This window comes from Achromobacter sp. (assembly GCF_057314935.1).
In genome coordinates this window covers 1-23,931 of record NZ_DBHKZA010000038.1, presented here as the reverse complement: position 1 = coordinate 23,931, position 23,931 = coordinate 1, and the positions used below count along the sequence as shown (strand labels likewise).

At 65.5% G+C, this 23,931-nt stretch carries 24 protein-coding genes; 10 read left to right on the top strand and 14 right to left on the bottom strand.

Annotated features, from left to right (window positions below):
• Window positions 1–8: 8 nt before the first annotated feature.
• From ACO6D5_RS15710 to ACO6D5_RS15675, 8 genes are all read right to left on the bottom strand, one after another.
• On the bottom strand, window positions 9–326 hold the full coding sequence (locus ACO6D5_RS15710) for an FmdB family zinc ribbon protein (RefSeq protein WP_315527293.1): 318 nt from the start codon (window positions 324–326) through the stop codon (window positions 9–11).
• 207 nt (window positions 327–533) lie between these two features.
• Window positions 534–1,817 carry a putative Na+/H+ antiporter gene (locus ACO6D5_RS15705; RefSeq protein WP_315527291.1) on the bottom strand — a complete coding sequence of 428 codons (1,284 nt, stop codon included), beginning with the start codon at window positions 1,815–1,817 and terminating at the stop codon, window positions 534–536.
• Window positions 1,818–1,991: 174 nt separating this feature from the next.
• Window positions 1,992–2,888: a DUF6999 family protein gene (locus ACO6D5_RS15700; protein ID WP_485825881.1), complete on the bottom strand. Its 897-nt coding sequence runs from the start codon at window positions 2,886–2,888 to the stop codon at window positions 1,992–1,994.
• Window positions 2,885–4,819 (bottom strand): iron-containing redox enzyme family protein, encoded by a 1,935-nt coding sequence (locus ACO6D5_RS15695; protein WP_485825880.1) that lies wholly within the window; start codon window positions 4,817–4,819, stop codon window positions 2,885–2,887. The genes ACO6D5_RS15700 and ACO6D5_RS15695 overlap by 4 nt, the downstream gene beginning before the upstream one ends.
• A gap of 34 nt (window positions 4,820–4,853) precedes the next feature.
• On the bottom strand, window positions 4,854–5,762 hold the full coding sequence (locus ACO6D5_RS15690) for a fatty acid desaturase (RefSeq protein WP_315527286.1): 909 nt from the start codon (window positions 5,760–5,762) through the stop codon (window positions 4,854–4,856).
• On the bottom strand, window positions 5,746–6,522 hold the full coding sequence (locus ACO6D5_RS15685) for a sterol desaturase family protein (protein ID WP_315527285.1): 777 nt from the start codon (window positions 6,520–6,522) through the stop codon (window positions 5,746–5,748). Before ACO6D5_RS15685 ends, ACO6D5_RS15690 begins: the two co-directional genes overlap by 17 nt.
• A 134-nt stretch (window positions 6,523–6,656) precedes the next feature.
• Complete coding sequence (dapA, locus tag ACO6D5_RS15680) at window positions 6,657–7,550, bottom strand: 4-hydroxy-tetrahydrodipicolinate synthase (RefSeq protein ID WP_315527284.1); 894 nt, start codon at window positions 7,548–7,550, stop codon at window positions 6,657–6,659.
• A 328-nt stretch (window positions 7,551–7,878) separates the two neighbouring features.
• Window positions 7,879–8,364, bottom strand: coding sequence for a GAF domain-containing protein (locus ACO6D5_RS15675; RefSeq protein ID WP_315527283.1), 486 nt, complete (start codon window positions 8,362–8,364; stop codon window positions 7,879–7,881).
• Window positions 8,365–8,523: 159 nt separating this feature from the next.
• Here ACO6D5_RS15675 and ACO6D5_RS15670 point away from each other — a divergent pair, with 159 nt between their 5' ends.
• The 5 genes from ACO6D5_RS15670 to ACO6D5_RS15650 all read left to right on the top strand — a co-directional run bounded on the left by ACO6D5_RS15670 (window position 8,524) and on the right by ACO6D5_RS15650 (window position 13,401).
• Window positions 8,524–9,720 carry an aminotransferase-like domain-containing protein gene (locus tag ACO6D5_RS15670; protein WP_485825879.1) on the top strand — a complete coding sequence of 399 codons (1,197 nt, stop codon included), beginning with the start codon at window positions 8,524–8,526 and terminating at the stop codon, window positions 9,718–9,720.
• Between the two features lie 215 nt (window positions 9,721–9,935).
• Window positions 9,936–10,862 (top strand): 4-hydroxybenzoate octaprenyltransferase, encoded by a 927-nt coding sequence (ubiA, locus tag ACO6D5_RS15665; RefSeq protein ID WP_485825878.1) that lies wholly within the window; start codon window positions 9,936–9,938, stop codon window positions 10,860–10,862.
• A gap of 95 nt (window positions 10,863–10,957) precedes the next feature.
• The gene (locus ACO6D5_RS15660) at window positions 10,958–11,362 is read left to right on the top strand and encodes a DUF1090 domain-containing protein (protein ID WP_088588594.1); all 405 of its coding nucleotides are present in this window, start codon (window positions 10,958–10,960) and stop codon (window positions 11,360–11,362) included.
• A 323-nt stretch (window positions 11,363–11,685) separates the two neighbouring features.
• The gene (locus ACO6D5_RS15655) at window positions 11,686–12,078 is read left to right on the top strand and encodes a DUF4148 domain-containing protein (protein ID WP_315527279.1); all 393 of its coding nucleotides are present in this window, start codon (window positions 11,686–11,688) and stop codon (window positions 12,076–12,078) included.
• A 204-nt stretch (window positions 12,079–12,282) separates the two neighbouring features.
• Complete coding sequence (locus ACO6D5_RS15650; protein ID WP_315527277.1) at window positions 12,283–13,401, top strand: saccharopine dehydrogenase family protein; 1,119 nt, start codon at window positions 12,283–12,285, stop codon at window positions 13,399–13,401.
• A 31-nt stretch (window positions 13,402–13,432) separates the two neighbouring features.
• On the opposite strand, the gene glcC is transcribed toward ACO6D5_RS15650, so the two are convergent.
• On the bottom strand, window positions 13,433–14,197 hold the full coding sequence (gene glcC / locus ACO6D5_RS15645) for a transcriptional regulator GlcC (RefSeq protein WP_485825877.1): 765 nt from the start codon (window positions 14,195–14,197) through the stop codon (window positions 13,433–13,435).
• Between the two features lie 237 nt (window positions 14,198–14,434).
• Between glcC and ACO6D5_RS15640 the strand changes: the two genes are divergently transcribed.
• The 3 genes from ACO6D5_RS15640 to ACO6D5_RS15630 all read left to right on the top strand — a co-directional run bounded on the left by ACO6D5_RS15640 (window position 14,435) and on the right by ACO6D5_RS15630 (window position 18,451).
• Window positions 14,435–16,609, top strand: a complete 2,175-nt coding sequence (locus tag ACO6D5_RS15640; RefSeq protein WP_485825876.1) for a malate synthase G — start codon at window positions 14,435–14,437, stop codon at window positions 16,607–16,609.
• 121 nt (window positions 16,610–16,730) lie between these two features.
• On the top strand, window positions 16,731–17,348 hold the full coding sequence (locus ACO6D5_RS15635) for a TetR/AcrR family transcriptional regulator (protein ID WP_315527275.1): 618 nt from the start codon (window positions 16,731–16,733) through the stop codon (window positions 17,346–17,348).
• A 245-nt stretch (window positions 17,349–17,593) separates the two neighbouring features.
• On the top strand, window positions 17,594–18,451 hold the full coding sequence (locus tag ACO6D5_RS15630) for a cysteine hydrolase family protein (RefSeq protein WP_485825875.1): 858 nt from the start codon (window positions 17,594–17,596) through the stop codon (window positions 18,449–18,451).
• Between the two features lie 76 nt (window positions 18,452–18,527).
• On the opposite strand, the gene ACO6D5_RS15625 is transcribed toward ACO6D5_RS15630, so the two are convergent.
• The 5 genes from ACO6D5_RS15625 to ACO6D5_RS15605 all read right to left on the bottom strand — a co-directional run bounded on the left by ACO6D5_RS15625 (window position 18,528) and on the right by ACO6D5_RS15605 (window position 21,832).
• Window positions 18,528–19,145, bottom strand: coding sequence for a TetR family transcriptional regulator (locus ACO6D5_RS15625; RefSeq protein ID WP_315527270.1), 618 nt, complete (start codon window positions 19,143–19,145; stop codon window positions 18,528–18,530).
• Window positions 19,146–19,273: 128 nt separating this feature from the next.
• Window positions 19,274–19,582 (bottom strand): DUF4148 domain-containing protein, encoded by a 309-nt coding sequence (locus tag ACO6D5_RS15620; protein ID WP_105555759.1) that lies wholly within the window; start codon window positions 19,580–19,582, stop codon window positions 19,274–19,276.
• Window positions 19,583–19,680: 98 nt separating this feature from the next.
• On the bottom strand, window positions 19,681–19,989 hold the full coding sequence (locus tag ACO6D5_RS15615) for a DUF4148 domain-containing protein (protein ID WP_105555759.1): 309 nt from the start codon (window positions 19,987–19,989) through the stop codon (window positions 19,681–19,683).
• Window positions 19,990–20,216: 227 nt separating this feature from the next.
• The gene (locus tag ACO6D5_RS15610; RefSeq protein WP_485825874.1) at window positions 20,217–20,945 is read right to left on the bottom strand and encodes a class I SAM-dependent methyltransferase; all 729 of its coding nucleotides are present in this window, start codon (window positions 20,943–20,945) and stop codon (window positions 20,217–20,219) included.
• Window positions 20,942–21,832, bottom strand: coding sequence for a LysR substrate-binding domain-containing protein (locus ACO6D5_RS15605; RefSeq protein WP_485825873.1), 891 nt, complete (start codon window positions 21,830–21,832; stop codon window positions 20,942–20,944). Before ACO6D5_RS15605 ends, ACO6D5_RS15610 begins: the two co-directional genes overlap by 4 nt.
• Window positions 21,833–21,937: 105 nt before the next feature.
• Here ACO6D5_RS15605 and trpB point away from each other — a divergent pair, with 105 nt between their 5' ends.
• A complete protein-coding gene (gene trpB, locus ACO6D5_RS15600) occupies window positions 21,938–23,146 on the top strand; it encodes a tryptophan synthase subunit beta (protein ID WP_315527258.1) in 1,209 nt (402 codons plus the stop codon).
• Window positions 23,143–23,931 (top strand): tryptophan synthase subunit alpha (trpA, locus tag ACO6D5_RS15595; protein WP_485825872.1); only part of this gene is annotated, 789 nt, incomplete at its 3' end. The genes trpB and trpA, both read left to right, overlap by 4 nt.

Sequence of the window (23,931 nt, the reverse complement as noted above, 5' to 3'; positions counted from 1 at the left end):
CGTGCGATCTACGCGGTAGACGATCCGGCGGCCGGTGATGCGGCAGCCGGCGCTGCGGCAGGGGCCGGCGTAGCCGGTGCTGCAGCGGGCGCGGCGCTTTCAGCGGGCGCGGGCGTGCTGGCCGCGCTGCCGCCGCCATTGCCGTTGCCACGGAAATCGGTGACGTACCAGCCGGAGCCCTTGAGCTGGAATCCAGCTGCGGTCACCTGCTTGGAGAACGTGCTTTGGCCGCATTCGGGGCAAACCGAAAGCGGCGCATCGGAAATCTTCTGCAGAACGTCTTTGGCATGGCCGCAGGCGCTGCACTTATAAGCGTAGATGGGCATCAAGGGCTCCCAGGCGCGGGCCCGGCAAATCAAAAGCCGTCAGTCGCCGGACGGGAACGTCCGGGGCGGCGGGTGGGCGAGGCCGGAAAAAATACGGGGAAAGTCTTGAATTTTAGCGGTTTTTCATGAACCGTCGGTGTCCGGCCCGCCGGGCGGGCGGCAAGCGCCGTCCGGGGGGCCCTCCCCAGGCATGGCGGCGCCGTGGCCCTAGACGGGAAGCAGGAACATGGCGGCCGCCACCAGGGTCGGCCCCAGGGCGGACAGGAACAGCCGGCCGGACGAAATGCTGCCGTCCGGGAAGTGGTTCTTCAGGATGGCGAAACCCGCCGGATTGGGCGCATTGGCGATCACGGTCAACCCGCCGCCCGTCACGGCGCCGGCCACCAGCATGTAGCGCCACGCCTCGTTGGTGCCTTCCACCAGCGACCCCAGGTAAGTCAGCGCCGCGTTGTCGGTGATGGCCGTCAGCGCCGTGGCGCCCCAGAACAGCACGAATGGCTCCAGCCCGCCCAGCAGGTCCTGCAACCACCATTTCTGCAGGCCCCCCAGCACCACCAGCCCGGCCAGGAAGAAGCCGACCATCAGGCCTTCCTTGATCAGCAGGCGGTTCTGGTGGCGTTTGTAGGCTTCCGAGAAACCGATGAACATCATCAGCAGGCCCAGAAAGATCGCCGGATGATGCGCGGTCAGCACCACGGCCACCAGGAAGGCGAGGTGCACGAGAATGACGATGGCCGGCACCGGGGGACGTGAATCCGCCCCCTCCGGCGCGTCCACGCCGCCGCCCGTGCCCACCGAGCGCTCCATCAGCGCCTTGCGGCAGATGAAGGTCAGCAAGGCCGCATTCAGGCAGACGGCGACGGCGGCCCGCCAGCCGAAGTGCTGCACCATGAAGGTCGAATCCCAGCCGAAGGTGGACGCCACCATCAGCACCGGCGGCGCGGCGTAGGAGGTCAGCACGCCGCCGATCGACACGTTCACGAACAGCACGCCCAAGGTCATGTATTTGAATCCGGCGCGCCCGCTGGTGCGGAAGTACGCGTCGCGCAGCAGGATGGCCGCCAGCGTCATGGCGGCCGGCTCGGTGATGAACGAGCCGCCCAGCGGCACCAGCGCCATCACGACGAAAAACGTGGCCAGCTCCCGCGGCAGGGGCAGCACGCGCGCCACGATGCGCACCAGCAGCCCCACCAGTTCCAGGATCGGCCGGCTGGCCGCCACCACCATGATCACGAAGACGAACAGCGGCTCCGTGAAGTTGCGCGTGTCCATGTAGTTGACCGCGGTGGCAGGCCCCGACAGCGCCGCCATCGTCACGATCAGCGCAAAGGCCCATACGCCGAAGACGGCCTCGACTTCCGAGAACAGATGCCAGAACCCCGCATGCGGGCCGCCGCGATGCGCCAGGCGCGCGAAAACGGGAACCGAAAAGGTATGAAGGACCGCCACGGCGAACAAGACGGTGGCGATGACTTCAATAGGCTGCGGCATAAGAGGGACTTCCGGAAAGAAAGACTCACGCAACGGAGAATCACGCGATGCGAACGCGGTCCGGCGCGGCTCGCCGAACAAGGGTCGCAATATAACGCAGGCGTTTTTCCGTGTAACGCAGGGTCTACACCAAGTCGCCCTGGCGCAAACCGGCGCTTGCGGCGCGCCGCGCGCCTACGCGATCGGCGCCGGCGGCTCGGCCCCCTGCTGCGCGGCCTTCATCTCCATCAGGAGGCTATGCAGCATCTCGGTCGACAGGCCGTGCAGCACCAGGCGGTAGCCTGCGCGCAACGTCGACATGGGCACCAGCGGATGGCTGTTGTTGACCAGGATCAGATGCTGCGGCGCGCCCAGCAGCTTGGCCGCATAGATGCCGATGGTTTCGTCCAGCTGCAGGGAATTGGCCGCGCGCCAGAAATCGTTGTCGGTCAGCATCAGCTGGTAGAGCGGCGTGAACAGTTCGATGGCGCTTTGCAGGTCCAGGAAATTCAGCCTGCCCTGCGGCATGTCTTCCAGCTTGAGCGGCGGGTCCTTGATCATCGAGAAATCGACGGACGCGGGCGCATGCATTTCCACGCCCGCCTCGCGCAGCGCCTGGTTCAGCCGGATGACGAAGTTGAACAGGTTCAGGTCGTGTTTGACGAAAAGCTCGTCCTTCAGGTCGTCGATTTCAAGCGGTTCGAGCGGGTGCGTCGTGATCGGCACGGGCGAATTCGCGGCGATGAATGCCAACGCCTGCGCGCCCAGATGGAAGTGCCGCAGGATCAGCCAGTTGGCCTCAGGCGACACGAAGCGCTTGAGCCCCCACGCCAGGATGCGGTGCAGCAGCTTCGAATGCGACCAGCGGCGCGGCAGGAACGTCTTGACCACCTGGATCAGGATGATGAAGGCGCGTGCCAGCGGCCGCAGGAACGGCAGCAGGTACTGGCGCGACGCGCAGCTGGAATCCGTCAGCCAGGCTTTCTTTACCTTGTCCGGCAAGGGCGTGCTGCGGTCCAGGTACAAGGCCAGCCAGGGGCTGGGGTCAGCCGGATCGTGCGCGCGGGTCAGGAATTCGGGTTCCTTGCTCATGCCGTCTCGCCCTCCATCACGTGATGGAATTGCATCAGGTACAACGCGGCCGTGCGGCGCGCGGTATCCACGATGCGTTGCTCGGCGCGGCCGTCCTCGTCGCAGTCCAGCGCCAGCTCCACCGCCGACAGCCAGCGCGCCAGGTGGTGCTCGTCGTTGTGGCCGTGGTACTCCAGGAAGCGGAAGGCGTCGGGCGGCAGCGTCAGGCTGGCCTTCAGCAGCGGCAACAGCGCGGGCACGATGCGCTGGCCCGTGCCTTCGATGATGTAGATCGCGCCCAACAGGCCGATCGGGTCGCGCGTGGCGGCCAGGCTGTGCAGATAGGCGTTCAACGCCTCGCCGCCCGGATTGCGGCGCAGCGCGTCGATGCTGTCCACCGCGCCGCCCGCGTTGCGGTAATCCTGGAACAGGATCTGGAAATCGTTCTGCTCTTCGCCCGCATGCATGTCGATCAGCGCGGCCAGCGGCGCGTACTGCTCGGAGAGCGAGGCCGCGCCTTCGCGCATCCACTTGCTGCCTTCGCGCACCTGCGGGATCCAGTTCTCCATCCAGTTCAGGTAATCCGCTGTCTGGAACTGGCGGTTGCGCAAACGGCGCACCACCGGCGTGCGCCAGACGCGAGAACGGTAGTCGTGCCAGATGGCGGCCAGCTCGGTCAGCAACTGGCCCAGCCCTTGCGGCGCCAGGTCAGGGTCATGCGGCGGCGCGATCGCATCGGCGTCGCCGCTTTGCGCGTCATCGCGCGCAGCCGCAGGCGCCCCCGCTGCCTTGGCGCCCGCGACGGCCAGCGGCGCATGCACGGCTTCGGCCTCCAGCAGCATGTAGGCGGCCATGAACCGGCCGGACTCAGGGATGTAGCAGAAGATCTGCTCGCCCGGCTTGACCTCGCGCGTCTCCAGGAATTCGGCCAGCATGATGAGGATGGACGCCGCGCCGGTGTTGCCGCGCCACGCCAGGTTGCTGAACCAGCGCTCGCGCGGAATCACCAGCCCCGCTTTCTCCATCAGGTCTTCGACCACCGGAATGAACTTTTCGGACGAGTAGTGGCACAGGAAATGGTCCACCTGATCCGGGTCCAGCCAACCGTCGCGCACCAGCTTCGCGTACTCGTGGATGCCGATGTCGAACAGGTGCGGCAAGAGCCGGATGTCCTGGCGCAAGGACAGCGCGCCATCGGCCTCGGCCTCGTTCCAGGACGGATAGTCCAGGTGGCCCTTCTGCCGGTCGGCCGACAGCCCCAGCTGCATGCACACCGGATAGTCGCCCGAGAACGATCGCTGGTGCACCCACTTCAGCTTGAGCCGCACACCATTGGACGCGCCAGGCAGCGCGCGGCCGGTATTGCCCAACAGCAGCGCGCCCGCGCCGTCCGACAGCATCCAGCGCAGGAAGTGCGCATCGAAATCCGCGTCGTAGCCACGCGCCGCGAAGCGCGAACGCTTGAAGAGCCGCGACGGCAGTTCGCTGGCCACGGCCAGGGCGCTGGCGTGTCCGCCCATTTCCACGCCTTGCGCGGCCGCCTGGATCGCCGACACGCCGGCGGCGCAGATGCCATGCACCGACAGCGTCTCCATCGGCTGCGCGGCCAGTTCGCCCTGGATCATGTTCGAAAAGCCCGGCATCAACGCGTCGCCGCCCGACGAGCCGCTGGTCAGCAGCGACACGGCGGACAGGTCGCTGTCGTTGCGCCGCAGGCAATCCCGGATCGCGTTGGCGGCCAGTTGGGCGTTGGTGAATACGGTGGCGCCCTCGGGGTCGATGGCGTAGTAGCGGTGCTTGATGCCGTTCTCGGCCAGGATGCGGCTCTTGATGCGGCTGGACATCCGGTTCAATGGCGCGATGTAGCTGTCCATGGCGTCGTTGGACACGGGCTCGCCCGGCATGAAATAGCCGGCGCTCTCCAGGTAGACACGATTGAACGCGATAGGCATGTGGCGGGTCTCTAGTGGGAGTGTGGATGCGGCGCTAGCGGATGTGCTCGGGCGCCATGCGGGAACGGCTGCGCAATCGCGGCACGAAGGTGCCCAGCACGAAGACGCGGAACATGTAGGGCGTAAGGCCCTTTTCGTTCAGCGCGGGATCGACGTGTTGGCGATAGTGCTCGCGGTGCAGCCGGGTCAGGTCGGACCAGTGCGCGCGCGGATGCTCGTGGTGCGCGGTGTGCAGGCCGATGTTGAACAGGAGCGGGTTGACCAGCCCTTCGAAATTGCGTGCGTAGTTCAGCCCGGCGACCGCCCGCGGCCCCCCGTCGGCGTGCGCGTGCTGCAGGTAGTTCGTGGCCAGCAGCCAGTGCAGCCCATGCAGCTGCGGCACGATCACGAACACCAGCGCCTTCACGGGGTTCACCGCCATCAGGCCACCCCACAAGCCCAGCCACACCCCGTACTGCGCCATGCAGTAGCGCCATGCGCCCGGCCAATGGCGGCGCAAGCGGGCGAGCCACGCGAAGAACAGCGGGTACAGCACCCAGCCGGCCTGAAGCGGATGGATCAGGTAACCCCACAGGTGGTTCGTGTCGCCGCCGAAGCGGTAGGTGCGCGCCACGTCGCGCGCACCGTGCTTGAAGCGGTGGTGATTGGCCACATGCGCGGGGTAGAACACGAACGTGGGATGCCCCTGCAGCAGCGTGATCCAGAAATCGGTGGCACGGTTGGTCCAGCGCCCGCGCCACATCCTGATGTGCGTGTGGTTGTGATGGATGACGCCGATGCCCAGCGTCAAAAACAGCATCAGCGCGTACAGCGGCCACCAGAATCCGTAGACCCATTGCCACGCCGCCAACGCGGGCAGCGCCGCCAGATAAGCCAGGCTTTGCCAGTCGCGTCCGTTGCGCAGCGACGGCAGCCGAAGCGTTGGACTACGCCCGTCCGCCAAGCGATTCTCGACGCTGGAACGCGTCCAGCTGCGGGGCCGCCGCCTCGGCGTTGAGCCGGGTGCGGAACAGGCGGTCCATGAACGTGAACTGGAAACCGTAATTGCCGTTGTAGCAGGCATGGTGCAGATGATGCCGGCGGCTGGCGGCGAACCAGTGCGCATACGACACCTTGGGGAAGAAGTCGTAATTGGCGTGCCCGATGCAATTGAAGAACAGGCTGAACAGCGGCACCGACGCCAACGCCCAGAAACTGAAATCATGCAGCAGCATGGGCAGCAGGATCACGTTGCCCAGCATCAGGGCTTCGATGGGATGAAAGCTGTAGGTGGAGAACGGCGTCGTCACAACCGAACGGTGATGCGGCAGATGAAAGCGGCGCAGCGGCTTGGTGTGGAGCAGCCGGTGGTTGACCCAGAAATGCACGTCGTTCCAGGCCACCAGCACCAGGATCTCGACCACGACCTTCTGCCAGCTGGGATCCGGGTCCAGGTGCGCCCAGCCCAGTTGCAGCAGGCCCCACGGGAAGATCATGCCCGTGCCGAACAACAGGATGGACAGCCCCGACTGGGCGAACTCGCGCCGCAGCTGGCCCGGCGCCAGCGGCCGCGGGTCCAGCGGCCGTCCCATGCCCAGCGCCGGCAACACGTGCTGCGTGAGCAGCCAGGTCGCCGCGCCGAAGACCAGATAGATGCCGCCAAAAAACAGCAGCCCCGCCAGCATTACCTGCCAGGCGGACAAGGCTTCAAAAGCTTGGGCCATAAACGTTTGGTTTCACCCTGAGAATGGCCGCATCATAAGCAATCCGTCAGCATCCCGGTAAGCCATTTATTACAAAATGAATCCGGGCACCACAAAGCTGGCTGACGGCGCCCCGGCAACGGCCTAACTTCCGGCTACTGGCAGGGATATAGGCGGTTCAAGCCCGCAACCGCCGCATCCATGCGCGCCGCCAAAGCCGCGCTTGCAGCCGGCATCGGCAGGCGCAGTTCCTCGCTCAGCAACCCCTGACGCCCGAGTTGCGCCTTCAGCGGGCCCGGATTCGGCTCGGCGAACGCCAGCTGGATCACCGGCACCAACGCCTGGAACAGCCGGCGGGCCAGGTCCAGTTGCTGCGCGCGCACGGCCTGGTGCATGGCCACGAACAGATCGGGCCGGATGTGCGCCGCGGCGGCGATCATGCCGGTGCCGCCCAGGCACAGCGTCGACAGCGACTGCAGGTCTTCGCCCGCCAGCACGTTCATCTGGCCGTCAGCGATCAACGCAAGCGTCTTCTCCAGCGACCCGCCGCAGTCCTTGATGGCGGCGATGTTCGGATGCGCGGCCAGCGCCAGCAGGGTCGCCGTGTCCAGCGTCGTGCCGGTGCGGTAGGGAATGTCGTAGAGCACCAGGGGAAAGCGCGACGCGTCGGCCAGGCAGCGGAAATACGCGGCGGCGCCCTCCTGGCCGGCGCGCACGTAGTACGGCGCGGGCGCCAGGATGCCGGCCAGCGGCCGGGTGCCGAATGCGGACAGGCGCTGCATGACGTGGCCCTGGTGGTTGCCGGCCAGGCCCATGACGACAGGCAGGCGGCCGGCCTCGTTGAGCACCGCGTCCAGCACGGCCAGCTGCTCGGCGTCATCCAGCGACGCGGCTTCGCCCGTGCTGCCGCACACGACCAGCCCGTCCACGCCGGCGGCGGCATAGTGGCGCACCAGGCGGCGCAAGGCGCCCCCGTCCACGGCGCCGCCGGAAAACGGCGTCACCAGCGGTACCCAGACGCCCTGGAAAAGTGAAGATTGCGATGACATGGGAACACTCCTTCGATGTAAGCGGACCGTGGTGGGTGCCGTACAGAAGTGCTCGGGATATCAGGGGGTGCGCGCGGAGGCGCCAATGCGCCGCCAGGAGGCCGCTGTTCCGTCGCCCATCTGACGGAACAGCATGCTCCGGTCAGATGAGCGGCTGTTTTTTGGATTTCAGGCCGGCAGCAGCCAGCACCACGCCCAGGGCGCGGATGCAGGAAGCGGATTGGAAGGCCTGATGAATCATGAATGAATGGAACGCGCGATAAGCGACGGATGCAGAAATCTACCGGGCGCCCGCCGCCGTGTCAACGGCCGCAAACGCACCGCTCGTTCAGCCCAGGCTGGCCAGGAACACGGCGCACAGCGCCTGCATGCCCTGGCGGTCGTCTTCGTCAAAGCGGCCGGGTACGGGGCTGTCCACGTCCCACACCCCGATCAGTTCGCCCTGATGCACCAGCGGCACGACAATTTCGGAACGCGAGGCGGCATCGCAGGCGATATGGCCCGGAAACGCGTGCACGTCAGGCACCAGTTGGGTCTGACGCTGGCTGGCGGCCGCGCCGCACACGCCGCGGTCGAGCGGAATGCGCACGCAGGCCGGCTTGCCCTGGAACGGACCCAGCACGAGCTCGGTGCCGTCGAAGAAATAAAAGCCCGCCCAGTTCAGGTCGGGCAGGGCCTGGTAGGCCAGCGCGCTCAGGTTGGCGGCGTTGGCGATGCGGTCGGGTTCGCCTTCCAGCAGGGCGCGAGCCTGGAGGGCCAGCTCGGCGTACAGGGCAGCTTTGGAATCGGCGACGATCGGGGCAGCTTCAAACATGGCGTCAAATGTAACTGTACAGGCGGTTATCGATGCAGGTGATTTTAGGGGTTCCGCGCGTTAAAGGGGCCGGGCTGCTACCGTATGGGACAATAGTTTTTTACCGCAGTCCCCCTCACAAGCCTCTCCCTTTTACCCTTCTTGATCAAGAAGCAATCCATGGACAAGCCTTTCGAACCTGCGTTTTCCTTCTCGGAACGCGCTCAGCAACTTACCAGCTCCGCCATCCGCGAGATCCTCAAGGTCACCGAGCGCCCCGAAGTCATTTCGTTCGCTGGCGGCCTGCCGGCGCCCGGCGGCTTCCCGGTAGAAGTGGTACGTGCTGCATTCGACAAGGTATTGGCCACCAACGGCCGCGCGGCCCTGCAATACGGCCCGACCGAAGGCTATGCGCCGCTGCGCCAATGGGTTGCCGACGACCTGAACCGCGCCGGCGCCAATGTCGCCGCCGACCAGATCCTGATCGTCTCGGGTTCGCAACAGGCGCTGGACCTGCTGGGCAAGGTACTGATCGACAAGGACAGCAAGGTCCTCGTCGAAGACCCCAGCTACCTGGGCGCGCTGCAGTCCTTCAGCCTGTATCAGCCCAAGTTCGTGCCGGTGCCCACCGACGAAGGCGGCCTGATCCCGGAAGCCATCACCCCTGAACTGGCCGACGGCGCGCGCTTCCTGTATGCGCTGCCCAACTTCCAGAACCCCACGGGCCGCACGCTGAACCTGGAGCGCCGCATCGCGCTGGTCAAACGCGCCGCCGAACTGAACCTGACCATCGTCGAAGACGATCCCTACGGCGAACTGCGCTACGCCGGCGAACCGCAGCCGGGCCTGATCGCGCTGGCCGCCGAGCACGGCGCCAACGTGGTGCGCCTGGGCACGTTCTCGAAGGTGCTGGCCCCGGGCCTGCGCCTGGGCTACATCGCCGCCGCGCGTCCGCTGATCAACAAGCTGGTGCAGGCCAAGCAAGCCACCGACCTGCACACGCCCACGCTGACGCAGATGGCCGTGTATGAAATCGTCAAGGACGGCTTCCTGGAAGAGCACCTGCCCAACGTACGCGAAATCTACCGTGCCCAAGGCAGCTGCATGCTGGAAGCCATCAAGCGCGAATTCCCGTCCACCGTCACCTGGACCAAGCCGGAAGGCGGCATGTTCATCTGGCTGACGCTGCCCGAGCACATCGACAGCACCAAGCTGCTGGAGAAGGCGATCGCGCAGAACGTGGCCTTCGTGCCGGGCGCCCCGTTCTACAGCGGCGCCGCCCGCGCCAACACCCTGCGCCTGAGCTTCGCCACCGTGCCGGAAGACAAGATCCGCACCGGCATCGCCATCCTGGGCAAGCTGCTGAAAGGGGAGTAAGCCCCCCCGAAGCGCCTGCGGCGCCTCCCCCCAGGGGGCGCCGCTACGGACCGGCGGAGCCGGATCCGTGCGGCCCCGCTTACGTTGCAATGGCGGCTTATGGGGGAAGTGCCTCGTAGGGGCACTCGGCACGGCGGAATATTGGGGCGGCCGGGCGGAATGCCCGGCCGTTGTTTTATGCTGTCGGCTTTCCCGACCATTTTCCGACCGTGACAGTGAGCGCTCCGCAACAACCTCCCGTCGACTTGAGCGACATCGTCTTCACCGACTGGGTCGAACGCTGGCTGCCCAAGTCGTGGCGGCCCTACGCCCGCCTGTGCCGCCTGGACCGCCCCATCGGGACGTGGCTGACGCTGCTGCCGGCCATCGCCGCGCTCGTCCAGAGCGCGGGCGGCGTGCCCGACTTGCAGCGGCTGATCGTCTTCTCGCTGGGCGCCCTGCTGATGCGCGGCATCGGCTGCACCGTCAACGACATGTGCGACCGCAACTTCGACAAGCACGTCGAACGCACGCGCTTTCGGCCGTTGACCAGCGGCCAGCTGACGATGAAGAACGCCGTGTGGTTCCTGCTGGGCCAATTGGTGGTGTGCGGATCGCTGCTGTTCTTCCTGAACGAAATGAGCCGCTGGCTGGCCGTGGCGGTACTGCCCTTCGTCTTCATCTACCCGCTGTGCAAGCGCGTCACCTACTGGCCGCAGGTGGTGCTGGGCATCTGCTTTAACTGGGGCATGCTCATGGCCTGGTCCGACACGCAGAACCACGTGCCGCTGGCCGCCGTGGCCATGTGGTTCGGCGCGGTGCTCTGGCAGGTGGGCTACGACAGCATCTACGCCTACGTCGACGTGCGCGACGACCGCAGCCTGGGACTGCATTCCACCGCCATGCGCTTTGGCGACCAGGGCAAGCTGTGGATCGGGGGCTTCTATGTCGCCACCGTCGTGCTGTGGGCCTGGGGCGGCTACGCCATGGGCCTGTCGTGGGCGTATCAGGTCGGCATGGCCGCCGTTGCGGTGCATCTGGCGTGGCAATTGAAGGTGTTCGACATCCAGCGCCCCGACCGCAATTTCATGCTGTTCCGCGCCAACCTGTGGCTGGGCGCGCTGCTGGTGGTGGCCGCGCTCGCCGGCACGCTGATCCCTTGAACCGTTGCCGGCGGCGGCGCGGTTGACCCCGCGCATTGCCGGCAACGCCCGATCGCGCGATCATGGTGTCCCCGCCACGCTTACGGAGACACCGCATGCCCTCTTTGATCAAATCCCTGACCGCCGCCGCGGCCGCATGCGCCCTGTTCGGCGTGTTGCCCGCGCAAGCCGCCACCGACTGCTCGGCGCAGCGCGGTTGCGCGGCCAAGTTCTGCGAGATCGAGAACGACATCGCCGCCGCCCAGGCGCAGAACAACACCCGCCGCGAAGCCGGCCTGCGCAAGGCCCTGGCGGAAGCCAAAGCCCACTGCACCGACAGCCGCCTGCAGTCGCAGCGCGAGGCCGACGTGCGCGACAAGCAATCCAAGGTCTCCGAACGCGAGCAGGAACTGAAGGAAGCGCGCGCCAAGGGCAAGCAGGACAAGATCGACAAGGCGCAACGCAAGCTGGAAGAAGCCCAGTCCGAATACAACGCCGCGCTGGTTGAACTGAACCGCTAACGCCTGCATCGCCAGGCCGTTTCCCCTGCCAGCCCCGGGCCCGTCCCGGGGCTGCGTCTTTTTTGCTCCCCCCGACGGCGTCGCGCGGCCCCATCCGGACCACCACCTATTGCGTCATCAAATGGAAATATCGCCACCTATGGTGTCATTTGGAAGAATCCAAATCAATTAGTACAGATTTTGGAAAGATGTTTTCAGGTAATAAGGGTTTATCCCAGGGTTGTTTGAGCACAGAATGCATCTCATCGGGACACAGCAAGCGAACCCCCAGCAATGAGGCCAGAGGTTCGGATCCCAAGCTCACAAGACACCGGAGGTCTGCTATGAAAACCCTTGCTACCGCATTGATGCTGTCCATGTCCGTTCTGGCTGCTGGCGCCCAAGCCGCTGAAGCCGACCAAGGCCCCTCGCGCGCCCAGGTTCAAGCCGAACTGCAACAAGCCAAGGTTTCGGGCCAATACACGTTTGGCGAAGAGGGCTACCCCGCCGCCATCGCCCAGAAGTCCAGCCTGACCTCGCAACAAGTGCAAGCCGAACTGGCGCAAGCCAAGACCGCTGGCGAAGTCACCTTCGGCAACCTGGACTACCCGCCCGTCGCTTCCGCTGAAGCCGCCACGTCGCTGACCCGCGCCCAGGTGCAATCGCAACTGGCGCAAGCCAAGGCAGAAGGCCTGGTCACCTTCGGCAACATGGACTACCCCCCCATGGGCAGCTGATCCCCGGGCCGCCAAAGGCCCTGTGATCACCCCTCGAAAGCCCTTCGGCCCCAAGCCGGAGGGCTTTGTTTTTGACGTTTCGACATCGTATTAAGTCATAACGACGTTAACTTAAGCCGTTACGACACTTTCAGATCTACAAATCGACAGCGCTCCCGCATAGGATGAGGCCAACCCATCCCCCCTCATCGCAGGAGTCGCACCATGTCCACCCTCAACCGTCCCATCGTTCTGCTGGGCGCCGGAAAAATCGGTTTCGCCATCGCCCTGATGCTGGAACGCAGCGGCGATTATTCCGTGCTGGTTGCCGACCAGGACCCCGCCCGCCTGGCCGTCCTGGCCGAATTGGGCTGCGAGACGCGCCAGATCAGCGACGACGCTTCGGTGGCGCGTGCGATCGAAGGCGCCTATGCCGTGGTCAACGCCCTGCCGTTCCATCGCGCCACCGCAGTGGCCGGCCTGTGCGCGAAAGCCGGCGTGCATTACTTCGACCTGACCGAAGACGTCGCCAGCACCCATGCCATCCAGGCGCTGGCGGAGAACGCGCGCAGCGTGCTGATGCCGCAATGCGGCCTGGCGCCCGGTTTCATCGGCATTGTCGGCAACGCGCTGGCGCGACGCTTCGACACCTTGCTGGATCTGCGCATGCGCGTCGGCGCCCTGCCGCGCTATCCGTCCAACAGCCTGCGCTACAACCTGACGTGGAGCACCGAAGGGCTGATCAACGAATACTGCAACCCGTGCGAAGCCATCGTCGATGGGCAATTGACCAGCGTGCCCGCGTTGGAGGGCTATGAGACCTTCGCGCTGGACGGCGTGGAATACGAAGCCTTCAACACCTCGGGCGGCCTGGGCACCCTGCCCGCCACCTTGTTGGGCCGCGCGCGCAACGTGGACTACAAGTCGGTGCGCTATCCCGGCCATTGCAACATCATGAAGCTGCTGCTCAATGACCTGCGCCTGCGCGACCGCCGCGATCTGCTCAAGGACATTTTCGAGTCGGCCATTCCCACCACGGAACAGGATGTGATCGTGATCCAGGCCTCGGCATCGGGCCACCGCCACGGGCGCCTGGAAGAAGAGTCGTACCCGATCCGCGTGTTCGGCGCGGACGTGGACGGTCATCGCTTGAGCGCCATCCAGTTGTCGACGGCCGCAGGCATCTGCGCCGCGCTGGATCTGGTGGCGCAAGGCGCGTTGCCGCAGCAGGGATTCGTGGGCCAGGAAGCCATCGACCTGGACGCGTTGCTGAACAACCGCTTCGGCCGCATCTACGCGGGCAAGCCGCTGGCGTTGGCTGGCTGCGCCACGGCCGACCGTTAAGCGCCGGGACTTTCCCGCCGCGGCGCGGACGCTACGTCCAGCCTTCCAGGCGTAGCGTCGCGCGCACCAGGCGCTGCTCTTCCTGTTCGATTTCGGCCAGGCTCTGGCGCACGCTGTCGACATGGTCGGCGGCGGCCTTGCGCGCCAATTCGGGCTGGCGCCCGATCACGGCATTGAACAGACGCGTGTGCTGGCGGTCGATCTGGCGTTTTTCGGGTTCGCGGTGATAGAGGTTGTTCACGCACGCGAACACCGACCCCAGCAGCAAATCCGTCAGCGACTGCAGGGTGTGCACCAGCACCGGATTGTGCGAAGCCTCGCAAATGGCCAGATGGAACGCGTGGTCCAGATGCGCGTGCGTGGCCGTGTCGGTGGCGGTGCCTTGCGCGCTGACCATCTCGTCATAGCGGCGGCGGATCATGATGAAATCCGCCTCGGTGCCGCGGATGGCCGCCAGTCGCGCGGATTCCGCCTCCAGCAGCGAACGCACTTCCAGCAGGTCGTACAGGGTGCGCGGCTGCGAGTTGAACAAGTGCATCAGCGGCCCGGCATCCACCTTCGAGATGTGGGCCACGAACGATCCCTTGCCTTGCGCGGTATGGATGATCTCGCGCGCCCGCAACAGCTTGAGCCCTTCGCGCAACGCCGTGCGCGACACGCCCAGCTTTTCGGTCAAGCGCCGTTCGGACGGCAGGGCCTGCCCCGCCTTGAGCACGCCGTCCAGGATCAGGCGTTCGATCCGTTCAGCGACCTCGTCCGCCACCTGACGGGGTTTTTCTTCGGTTTCCGCGTACATGCACTCTCCGGACCAGTGGTATGACCAAGCGTTCTTCCGGTCCCAGCCGCTTGGCCCTGCCTCTGTAAGTAGCTGATATAAAACCATAAAAATAGCCACCTTGCCGGAGCGCGTAAAAATAAACTGGTATGACCAGCTGGTTTTGATATGGACATTGCCGCAGGTGCGAACGATGATGTCAGGACAGATTCGCCCGGCGCCCGGCGTCGGCCAGCCCTTTTTACGCTAGAGATCCGCATGACTGAACGCATCCAGCACCACGGCCTGCAAGTGGCGGCCAATCTCAACCAATTCATCGAACGGGAAGCCCTGCCCGGCACCGGCCTGGATGCCGACGGCTTCTGGCAAGGCTTTGCCGCCCTGGTCCACGATCTGGGCCCGAAGAACCGCGCGCTGCTGGCAGAACGCGACCGCCTGCAAGCCGAACTGGATACCTGGCACCGCGCCCATCCCGGCCCCATCGCCGACCCCGCCGCCTACCGCAAGTTCCTGGAAGGCATCGGCTACCTGCTGCCGCAGCCGGCCAGCGTGCAAGCCACGACCGACAACGTCGACACCGAAATCTCGCAGCAGGCCGGCCCGCAGCTCGTCGTGCCGATGTCGAACTCGCGCTACGCGCTGAACGCCGCCAACGCGCGCTGGGGCAGCCTGTATGACGCGCTCTACGGCACCGACGCCATTCCCGCCACCCCGGGCGATACCGGCAAGGGCTACAACGCCGACCGCGGCGCCGCCGTCATCGCGCGCGCCCGCGCTTTCCTGGATTCCGCCGCGCCGCTTGCCCAAGGTTCGCACGCCGACGCCCGCGGCTATACGGTCGAAGGCGGCCAACTGCGCGTGGCGCTGGCCGACGGTGCCACCGGCCTGAAGTCCGGCTCGCAATTCGCCGGCTACCAGGGAGAGGCCTCGGCGCCCACCGCCATCCTACTCAAGAACAACGGGCTGCACTTCGAAGTCCAGATCGACCGCGCCAATGCCATCGGCAGCACGGACGCCGCCGGCGTCAAGGACGTGCTGGTCGAGGCGGCGCTGACCACCATCATGGATTGCGAAGACTCGGTCGCCGCAGTCGATGCGGACGACAAGGTCCACATCTACCGCAATTGGCTCGGCCTGATGAAGGGCGACCTGACCGAAGCCGTCACCAAGGGCGGCAAGACCTTCACGCGCAAGCTCAACGCCGACCGCGTCTATACGCGCCCGGACGGCTCCTCGCTGACCCTGCACGGCCGTTCGCTGATGTTCGTGCGTAACGTCGGGCACCTGATGACCAATCCGGCCATCCTGGACCGCGACGGCCTGGAGATCCCCGAAGGCATCCTGGACGCCGTGGTCACGAGCCTGGCCGCGCTGCAAGACCGCAAGAACAAGCTGAATTCGCGCACCGGTTCCGTCTACATCGTGAAGCCAAAGATGCACGGCCCCGTTGAAGCCGCATTCGCCAGCGAACTCTTCGACCGCGTCGAAGACCTGATCAAGGTGCCGCGCAACACCTTGAAGATGGGCATCATGGACGAAGAGCGCCGCACCAGCATCAACCTGAAGGCGTGCATCGGCGCGGCCGCCTCGCGCGTGGCCTTCATCAACACGGGATTTTTGGACCGCACGGGCGACGAAATGCACTCCAGCATGGAAGCCGGCCCGATGCTGCGCAAGGGCGACATGAAGTCCACCGCCTGGATCACCGCCTACGAACGCAACAACGTGCTGGTCGGCCTGGACAGCGGCCTGCGCGGCCGCGCCCAGATCGGCAAGGGCATGTGGGCCATGCCGGACCTGATGGCCGCCATGCTGGAACAGAAGATCGCGCATCCCAAGGCCGGCGCCAATACCGCCTGGGTTCCCTCGCCCACGGCGGCCACGCTGCACGCGCTGCACTACCACCAGGTCGACGTGCAGGCGGTCCAGAAAGAGCTGGAACGCACCAAGCTGGCCGACGTCCGCGACGAGCTGCTGGGCGGCCTGCTGACCGTGCCGGTGGGCGACCGCTCCAAGTGGTCCGCGGCCGACATCCAGCAAGAACTGGACAACAACGTCCAGGGCATTCTGGGCTATGTGGTGCGCTGGATCGACCAGGGCGTGGGCTGCTCGAAGGTGCCCGACATCCACAACGTGGGCCTGATGGAAGACCGCGCCACGCTGCGCATCTCCAGCCAGCACATCGCCAACTGGATTCGCCACGGCGTGACCAACCAGGACCAGGTCATGGAAACGTTCAAGCGCATGGCCAAGGTCGTCGACGGCCAGAACGCCGGCGATGCAGCCTACCAGCCCATGGCCGGCCACTTCGACACCTCGCTGGCATTCAAGGCGGCGTGCGCGCTGGTGTTCGAAGGGCTGACCCAGCCCAACGGCTACACCGAACCGTTGCTGCACAAGTACCGCCTGCAATTCAAGGCCGCGGCCGCCTGACGGCACCACGCCGCTCTGCCATCGAAACGGACCGCCTCGGCGGTCCGTTTTTTTTCGGCTGCCGATCCTGCCCCGATTAATTAATCCCGTTATTTCGCACGGTCGTGCTAAATTCACGTTCATGACAGCCAAAACCGAGAAGAGCGAACTGACTTTCGCGGCCATTGTGGACGCGGCCGTGGACATGGCCGCCGCGCAAGGCATGGAAAGCCTGTCTCTCGGCCAGGTGGCCAAGCATCTGGGCATCAGCAAGAGCGGCGTGTTCTCACGCGTGGGGTCGCTTGAAGCCTTGCAGCAAGCGGTGTTGGACGAATACGACCGCCGCTTCGTGGCCGCCGTCTTCACGCCGGCCATGGCGCATCCCCGTGGGCTGCCCCGGCTGAACGCGCTCGTCTCGCTATGGGTGGACCGCGCCAGCAACGTCGAACTGCTTACCGGCTGCATCTATGTCGCCGGCGCCTTCGAATACGACGATGTGGAATCGCCGCTGCGCGCCGTGCTGGAAGACAATCTGCGGCGCTGGCGCGCGGCCATGGTCCGCACCGTCAACCAGGCGTTGGAAGCGGGCCACGTGCGGCCGGACACCGACCCCGAGCAACTGGTGTTCGAGGTCTATAGCCTGATGATCGGTTTGATGCACGACGCCCGCTTCCTGCGGGACCCCAAGGCGCCCGCGCGTGTGCGGGCGGCGTATGAGCGGCTGATCTCGACCTACCGCAGCTTCACCTACGTTGAATAACTGAACCGCGCCGGCGTAGGCCGGCGTTTCTTGGCCCTAATTTCGCACGACCGTGCGAATTTATATTCGGAGCTTGCCATGTGGATTCTGATCGCAGCCATCGCCGCCGGCGCCCTGGCCCACCTGTGGCGGCAATGGCGCGCGCTGCTGCGCCAATTGCCCGACTGCGCCGAACACCTTGTGCTGTTCTAGTGAACAAGCGGCATCCCGGTCTATATTCCGGGATAGCCCAATCGAATCCAGCCATGCCGCGTTCCGTCCACTTACTGATCGTCGATCCGCAGAACGATTTCTGCGACCTGCCCGAGGCCTATCTGCCCACGGACCCGTTGACCGGAAACCCCTGCCAGCCCGCGCTGCCGGTGGCGGGTGCCCACGCCGACATGCAACGGCTGGCGCGCTTCATCGATGCCACCGCGCATGCGCTGACTTCCATCACGGTGACGCTGGATTCGCACCACCGGCTGGATGTCGCGCACCCCACGTTCTGGCGCACAGGCGACGGCCAGCCCGTCGCGCCATTCACGCCGATCACCGCCGCAGAAGTGCGCGCCGGCGCCTTCCACCCGCGCCACATCGACGACCTGCCGCGCACCCTCACCTATCTGGACGAACTGGAGGTGCGCGGCCGCTACACGCTGATGGTGTGGCCAGTGCACTGCGAGATCGGTACCTGGGGGCACAACGTGCATGCGGACGTGCGCGCGGCGTACAGCCGCTGGGAAGACGCGGACCAGTTCATCGTGCGCAAGGTGCCCAAAGGCACGAACCCCTGGACGGAACACTACAGCGCGCTGATGGCCGAAGTGCCAGATCCCGATGATCCCCGCAGCCAGCTCAACCGCAGCCTGCTGGGGTCGCTGGACCGCTCGGACCTGATCATCATTGGCGGAGAAGCCGGCAGCCATTGCGTGCGCGCCACGGTGGAACACCTGGCCGAACACCTGCCCGGCGGCAATCTGTCGCGCATCGTGCTCCTGACCGATTGCATGAGCCCCGTCGCCGGTTTCACCGACGCGCAAGCCACCTTCCTGCAACGCATGCGCGATCTGGGCATGCAGGAGCGCACCAGCGTGGACATGGCGCGGGCGCTGCAAGCCTGAGCCCGCCAAAAGCAACGGCCGCCTGCGGGAGCCGGGCGGCCGTACGGTTTATCGCGGTGATCGGAGCGCGTCTTCGCTATGCGTCCACGGCGGGCTGCGCCGCCTGGTTGCCGTTCACCTTATCGCATTCCACATACAAGGCGCTGATCGCCTCGCACAACGCAGGCGGCTGCTGGAACAGGCGCGCCACCAGCAGGCAGCCTTGCACCGTGGCGAATACGGCCCGGCCCGCGGCGTCGGCCGTGCCGGAGAATTTCAACGTGCCCTGCGCAGCGCCTTCGGCCAGCACGCGGGCCAGCCACGCTTCGTGCGCACGGAAAAAGCCCTGCAGAGCGCCGCGCACGCGATCGGACAAGCTCATGATGTCGGCGGCCAGCATGCCGCCCAGACAGAGCTCACCGGCGCCGCAGGCGCGCGATTCCATCATCGACAGGTATTGCTCCAGCTGCGCCTGCGCGGGCTGCGTGGTGTCGATGGCGCGCACCGTGCCCAGCGCGCGTGCGCTGTACGCCTCGACCGCTTCATAGAGCAGGTCGTCCTTGCCGGGAAAATAATAGTGGATGCTGGACGTCTTCACGCCCACATGCTCCGCCAGGTCGCGGTAGCTGAAACCATTGCAGCCGCGCGTGCGGATCAGCTTCTCGGCGTGGGCCAGCAGCAGGTCTCGAGTGGTGTTGGGGGTCGGAGTGTCCATGGCTGAATATTACCTACTAATAGGTCGGTTCGTCATCGGGGGCCGCCCTAGGTGCGGTCCAAAACGCCCGTGCGGACCCCGGCCGGGAAACATCCCGCCCCCGGGGTCCGCATGTGCCGGCATCCTGCTTAGCCTTGCACGGGCGGGTAGTCCAGTTCACCGCTTTCGGTCAGGCCTTGGGCGCGGGCGGCGGCCAATTCCTGCTTCACCTGGGCACGGGTCTTGTCGTTGCCGACGGCGGCGAACGCGGTAGCGGCGTAGCCTTCTTCACCGGACACGAGTTCACCATTGGCGCGCGCAGCGGCCAACTCTTGCTGCACCTGGGCGCGGGTGACCGTGCTTTCGGTATTCAGGGCGGGCGGATAGTCCAGCTCGCCGGCTTGGGCGGCGCCGATGAAGGAAGCGGACAGGATCAGGGCGGATACGAGGGTCTTCATGGTTGATCTCCAGTAAGGATTAGTGCTGCATCAGGGCGTTGGGCTGAAAGCTATCTATCGCTAGATAGATACGGCCTCAAAAATAAGACTTCAAAAACTCAGCCTTGAACGGGCGGGTAATCCAGTTCGCCGCTTTCGGTCAGGCCTTGGGCGCGGGCGGCGGCCAGTTCCTGCTTCACTTGGGCACGGGTCTTATCGTTGCCGACGGCGGCAAACGCGGTAGCGGCGTAGCCTTCTTCGCCGGACACGAGCTCACCATTGGCGCGCGCAGCGGCCAACTCTTGCTGCACCTGGGCGCGGGTGACCGTGCTTTCGGTATTCAGGGCGGGCGGATAGTCCAGCTCGCCGGCTTGGGCGGCGCCGATGAAGGAAGCGGACAGGATCAGGGCGGATACGAGGGTCTTCATGGTTGATCTCCAGATAACGGATTCGATGCGGGTTTCGGTTTAAACTATCTACTTATAGGTAGATAACTAGGGAAATAAAAAAGCGGTCCTACTGTATTTCTGGTTCCGGCGTCAGCGGCTTGTTTGGTGTGCTGCGTCGATGGATGAATCTTACCTACTACTAGATAGATAGCGCAAGCCGGTATTGTGAAACCAAATATTTCATGATGCCCGGCGGCAACATCCGCTTATCGGCTGGCGGCAACCAGCACCATCATCGGCCGGTCCTGCTCTTGAACCAGCGCCGGCTGCGCCGCGAGTTGCTCGGCCGTCGGCGCCCATTCCTCCACATGCCGGATGGCGAAGCCCGCGTCGATCATCAGATTCAGGTAGGTGCCCAGCGTCCGATGCTGCTTGATCACGCCCTTTGCCAGCCAGTCGGTCGTGCGCGGGCCTTCCAAGGCATATTGGTTCAACGGCCAGATCCGCTGGCCGGCCGCATCCTCCGCAAAGCCCGGCCGAGCAGGCGCGGTGTAAATCGGATGCTCCGCCGAAAACACGAAGCGCCCGCCCGGCACCAGCGCGCGATGGATGGTGGCGAACAGGTCTGCCAGATGCTCGATGTAGTGCAGAGTCAGCGAACTGTAGGCCAGCTCGAAGCGGCCCCAGGGCAACTGCAAGCGCTCCAGGTCGGCGTGCACATAGGAAATCCGGGGCGCCTGGGTCGTCGCCCGAGCCCGATCCAACATGTTTTGGGACACGTCGATGCCCACTACCTCGGCCGCGCCTTGCGCGTCGGCCCAGCGGCAGAACCAGCCGAAGCCGCAGCCCAGATCCACCACCCGGTTGCCGCGCACGTCCGGCAACAGCGCACGCAATGCCGGCCATTCTGGCGCGCCGTCCAGACCGTGCACCGAACGCGCCATCTGGCTGTAGCCTTCGAAGAATTCGGGCGTGTCGTAGATGTTCTGGGTCATGGAGGGCAAGCGGCTTCCGATGCCGCCTCGGTCTTCAACCAGCGCTTCAGGTCTGCCACGGCGGCACTGGCGTCCGCGCGGAAGTACAGGCTAAACCATCCTCCCGTTTCTTTGAACCCGAGGGGCGCGACGAGCCTGCCTGCCTGGATATCGGCCTGCACCAGCATTTCCGGCGCAATGCCGATGCCCCGACCTACTGCCGCGGCGTCCAGCATGTGGCCCAGTTGATCGAACTGATGCTTGGGCGGCGCCAGCGCCGGGGCCTCTGCCAATCCGCATGCGGCGGCCCACTGCTCCCACGCTCGGGGCCGCGAAGACGTCTGCAGCAGCGGCATGCGCAACATGTCGGCCGGCATGGCGACCCGATGCGCCAGCTCGCACGCGCAGACCGGCCCGATCGCCTCGGGGAACAACCGCAAGGCGCCGATCGTCGTGGACGCGTGCACCTCGGCAACGATCAGCACGTCAATAACCCCACGTTCCAACAACGCGATATCGGTTGCCGTTTGCAGCCTGACCTGGATGTCGGGATGCTCGCTCTCGAAGTGCTCGAGCCTTGGAATGATCCAGTTGGACAGCAAACTGGCCGGGGCGCCGATGACCACATCGGCGGATCCCGTTCTGCCGCGCAGCGCGACGCAGCGCTGTTCGAGCATGTCGAAGGCCGGCTGGCAGGCGCGCATCAGGTCGTGGCCCGCCGCGGTCAGCCGCACGCCCCCCGAATGGCGGTCGAACAGCTTGCCGCCCAACCAGGTTTCCAGCTGCCGGATCTGCTGGCTGACCGCGCTGTGCGACACCCGCAGCTCGTCGGCGGCAAGAGACAGGTTCAAGTGCCGGGCGGCGCTGTCGAAGACACGCAGCGCGTTCATGGGAGGAAGGGTACGCATGCCTTAAATATTAGAAAATCTAATAATCCCAGGCAAGAAATCTATGATTTATCACAGGAAATCGTCTCGATACTATAGATGCAACGTGTTCAACGGGCTAACGCCATGTCTCTTGCTTCCCACCCCGCATCCCCCGACACCCTTGGGCAATTCGGCCAATACGGCGGCCGGTACATGCCCGAGACCTTGATCCCGGCGCTTGACGACCTGGAGCGGACCTACCGCGACGTTCTGGACGACGGCGCATTCTGGAACGAATACCGGTCGATGCTGGCCGACTACGTCGGCCGGCCCAGCCCCCTTCTCTATGCCCGCGCGATCACTGAATCCCTTGGCGGCGCCCGCGTCTTCCTGAAGCGGGAAGACCTGAACCACACCGGCGCCCACAAGATCAACAACTGCCTGGGCCAGATCCTGCTGGCCAGGCGAATGGGCAAGACGCGGATCATCGCGGAGACCGGCGCCGGCCAGCACGGGGTGGCGACGGCCACGGTCTGCGCGTTGTACGGCCTGAAATGCGTGATCTTCATGGGTGCGGTCGATGTCGAACGCCAAGCCACCAACGTGGCCCGCATGAAGATGCTGGGCGCAGAAGTGCGGGCCGTACCGGAGGGAGGCGCAACGCTGAAGGACGCGATGAATGCGGCCATCCGCGACTGGATCGCCCACCCGGACGACACGTACTACCTGCTGGGGACGGGCGCAGGACCGCATCCCTACCCCTGGATCGTCCGGGAATTCCAAAAGGTGATCGGCGAAGAGACGCGCGCGCAAATCCTGGAGAAGACAGGCCGCTTGCCTGACGCGATGATCGCGTGCGTCGGCGGCGGCTCCAACGCGATCGGCCTATTCCATCCGTTCCTGGATGATGCCGAAGTCCGGCTGTACGGCGTCGAAGCCGCCGGACATGGCGTCCATACCGCGCATCACGCAGCCAGCATCGGCGCGGGCCGGATGGGTGTGCTGCACGGCTGTTGCAGCTACTTCCTGCAGGATCAAGACGGCCAGATCACGAACGCGCATTCGATTTCGGCGGGGTTGGACTACCCGGGTGTCGGGCCGGAGCACGCCCTGCTGCACGACACGGGCCGGGTGAACTATGTCTCGGTGACTGACGACGAAGCCGTCGACGCCTACCGTTGGCTGACGCAGAAGCAAGGGATCATCCCTGCCTTGGAAAGCGCGCATGCCTTGGCCTATGCCCGACAGCTTGCGCCGCGCCTGGATGCGGACAAGACCATCGTGGTCTGCTTGAGCGGACGCGGCGACAAGGACCTGAACACCGTCCTGCAATTTTCCGGAGCATCGACATGAGCCGTCTGGAACATAAGCTCGCCACGCTGCGGGCCGCCGGCCGAGCGGGACTGGCCGCGTATTTCACGGCAGGTGACCCGTCGTACGACGAATGCCTGCGCCTCTTGCATCGCCTGCCCGCCGCCGGCGCCGACGTGATCGAACTCGGCATGCCGTTCAGCGACCCCGTGGCGGACGGTCCCGTCCTTCAATTGGCCAACGACCGGGCGATCCGCGCCGGCCAGACGATGCGGCGGACCCTCGATCTGGTTCGAGCGTTCAGGCAGCAGGATCCGCAAACCCCGATCGTGCTGATGGGGTATCTGAACCCCTTGCTGCAGGTCGGCGTGGCAGCCTTCATGGCCGACGCGGGCCGGGCTGGCGTGGATGGGCTGATCATCGTGGACCTGTCGCCGGACCACGCCGGCGAGATCGGCCGGCAGGCGCAAGCCCACGGCATCGACATCATCCGGATGACGGCCCCGACGACGCCCGCCGCCAGGCTGGATGCCGTGTTGCGCGGAGCAAGCGGCTTCGTCTATCACGTCATGCTGGCGGGAACCACGGGCGGCGCCTTGCCTTCCGATGACGCCATCGCCCAGTCCCTGCAACGCGTAAGAGCCCGGACGCCGCTGCCTATCGCCGCCGGGTTCGGCGTACGGTCCGCCGAGCAGGCGCGCGCCGTCAGCCGCCATGCCGACCTGGTCGCCGTCGGCACGCGGCTGGTGGACGTGTTGGCAACGGGCGGGATCGACGCGGCGCTGGACGAAGTGCGGAAGCTATCCGACGGCATTCGAGCCGGGGCC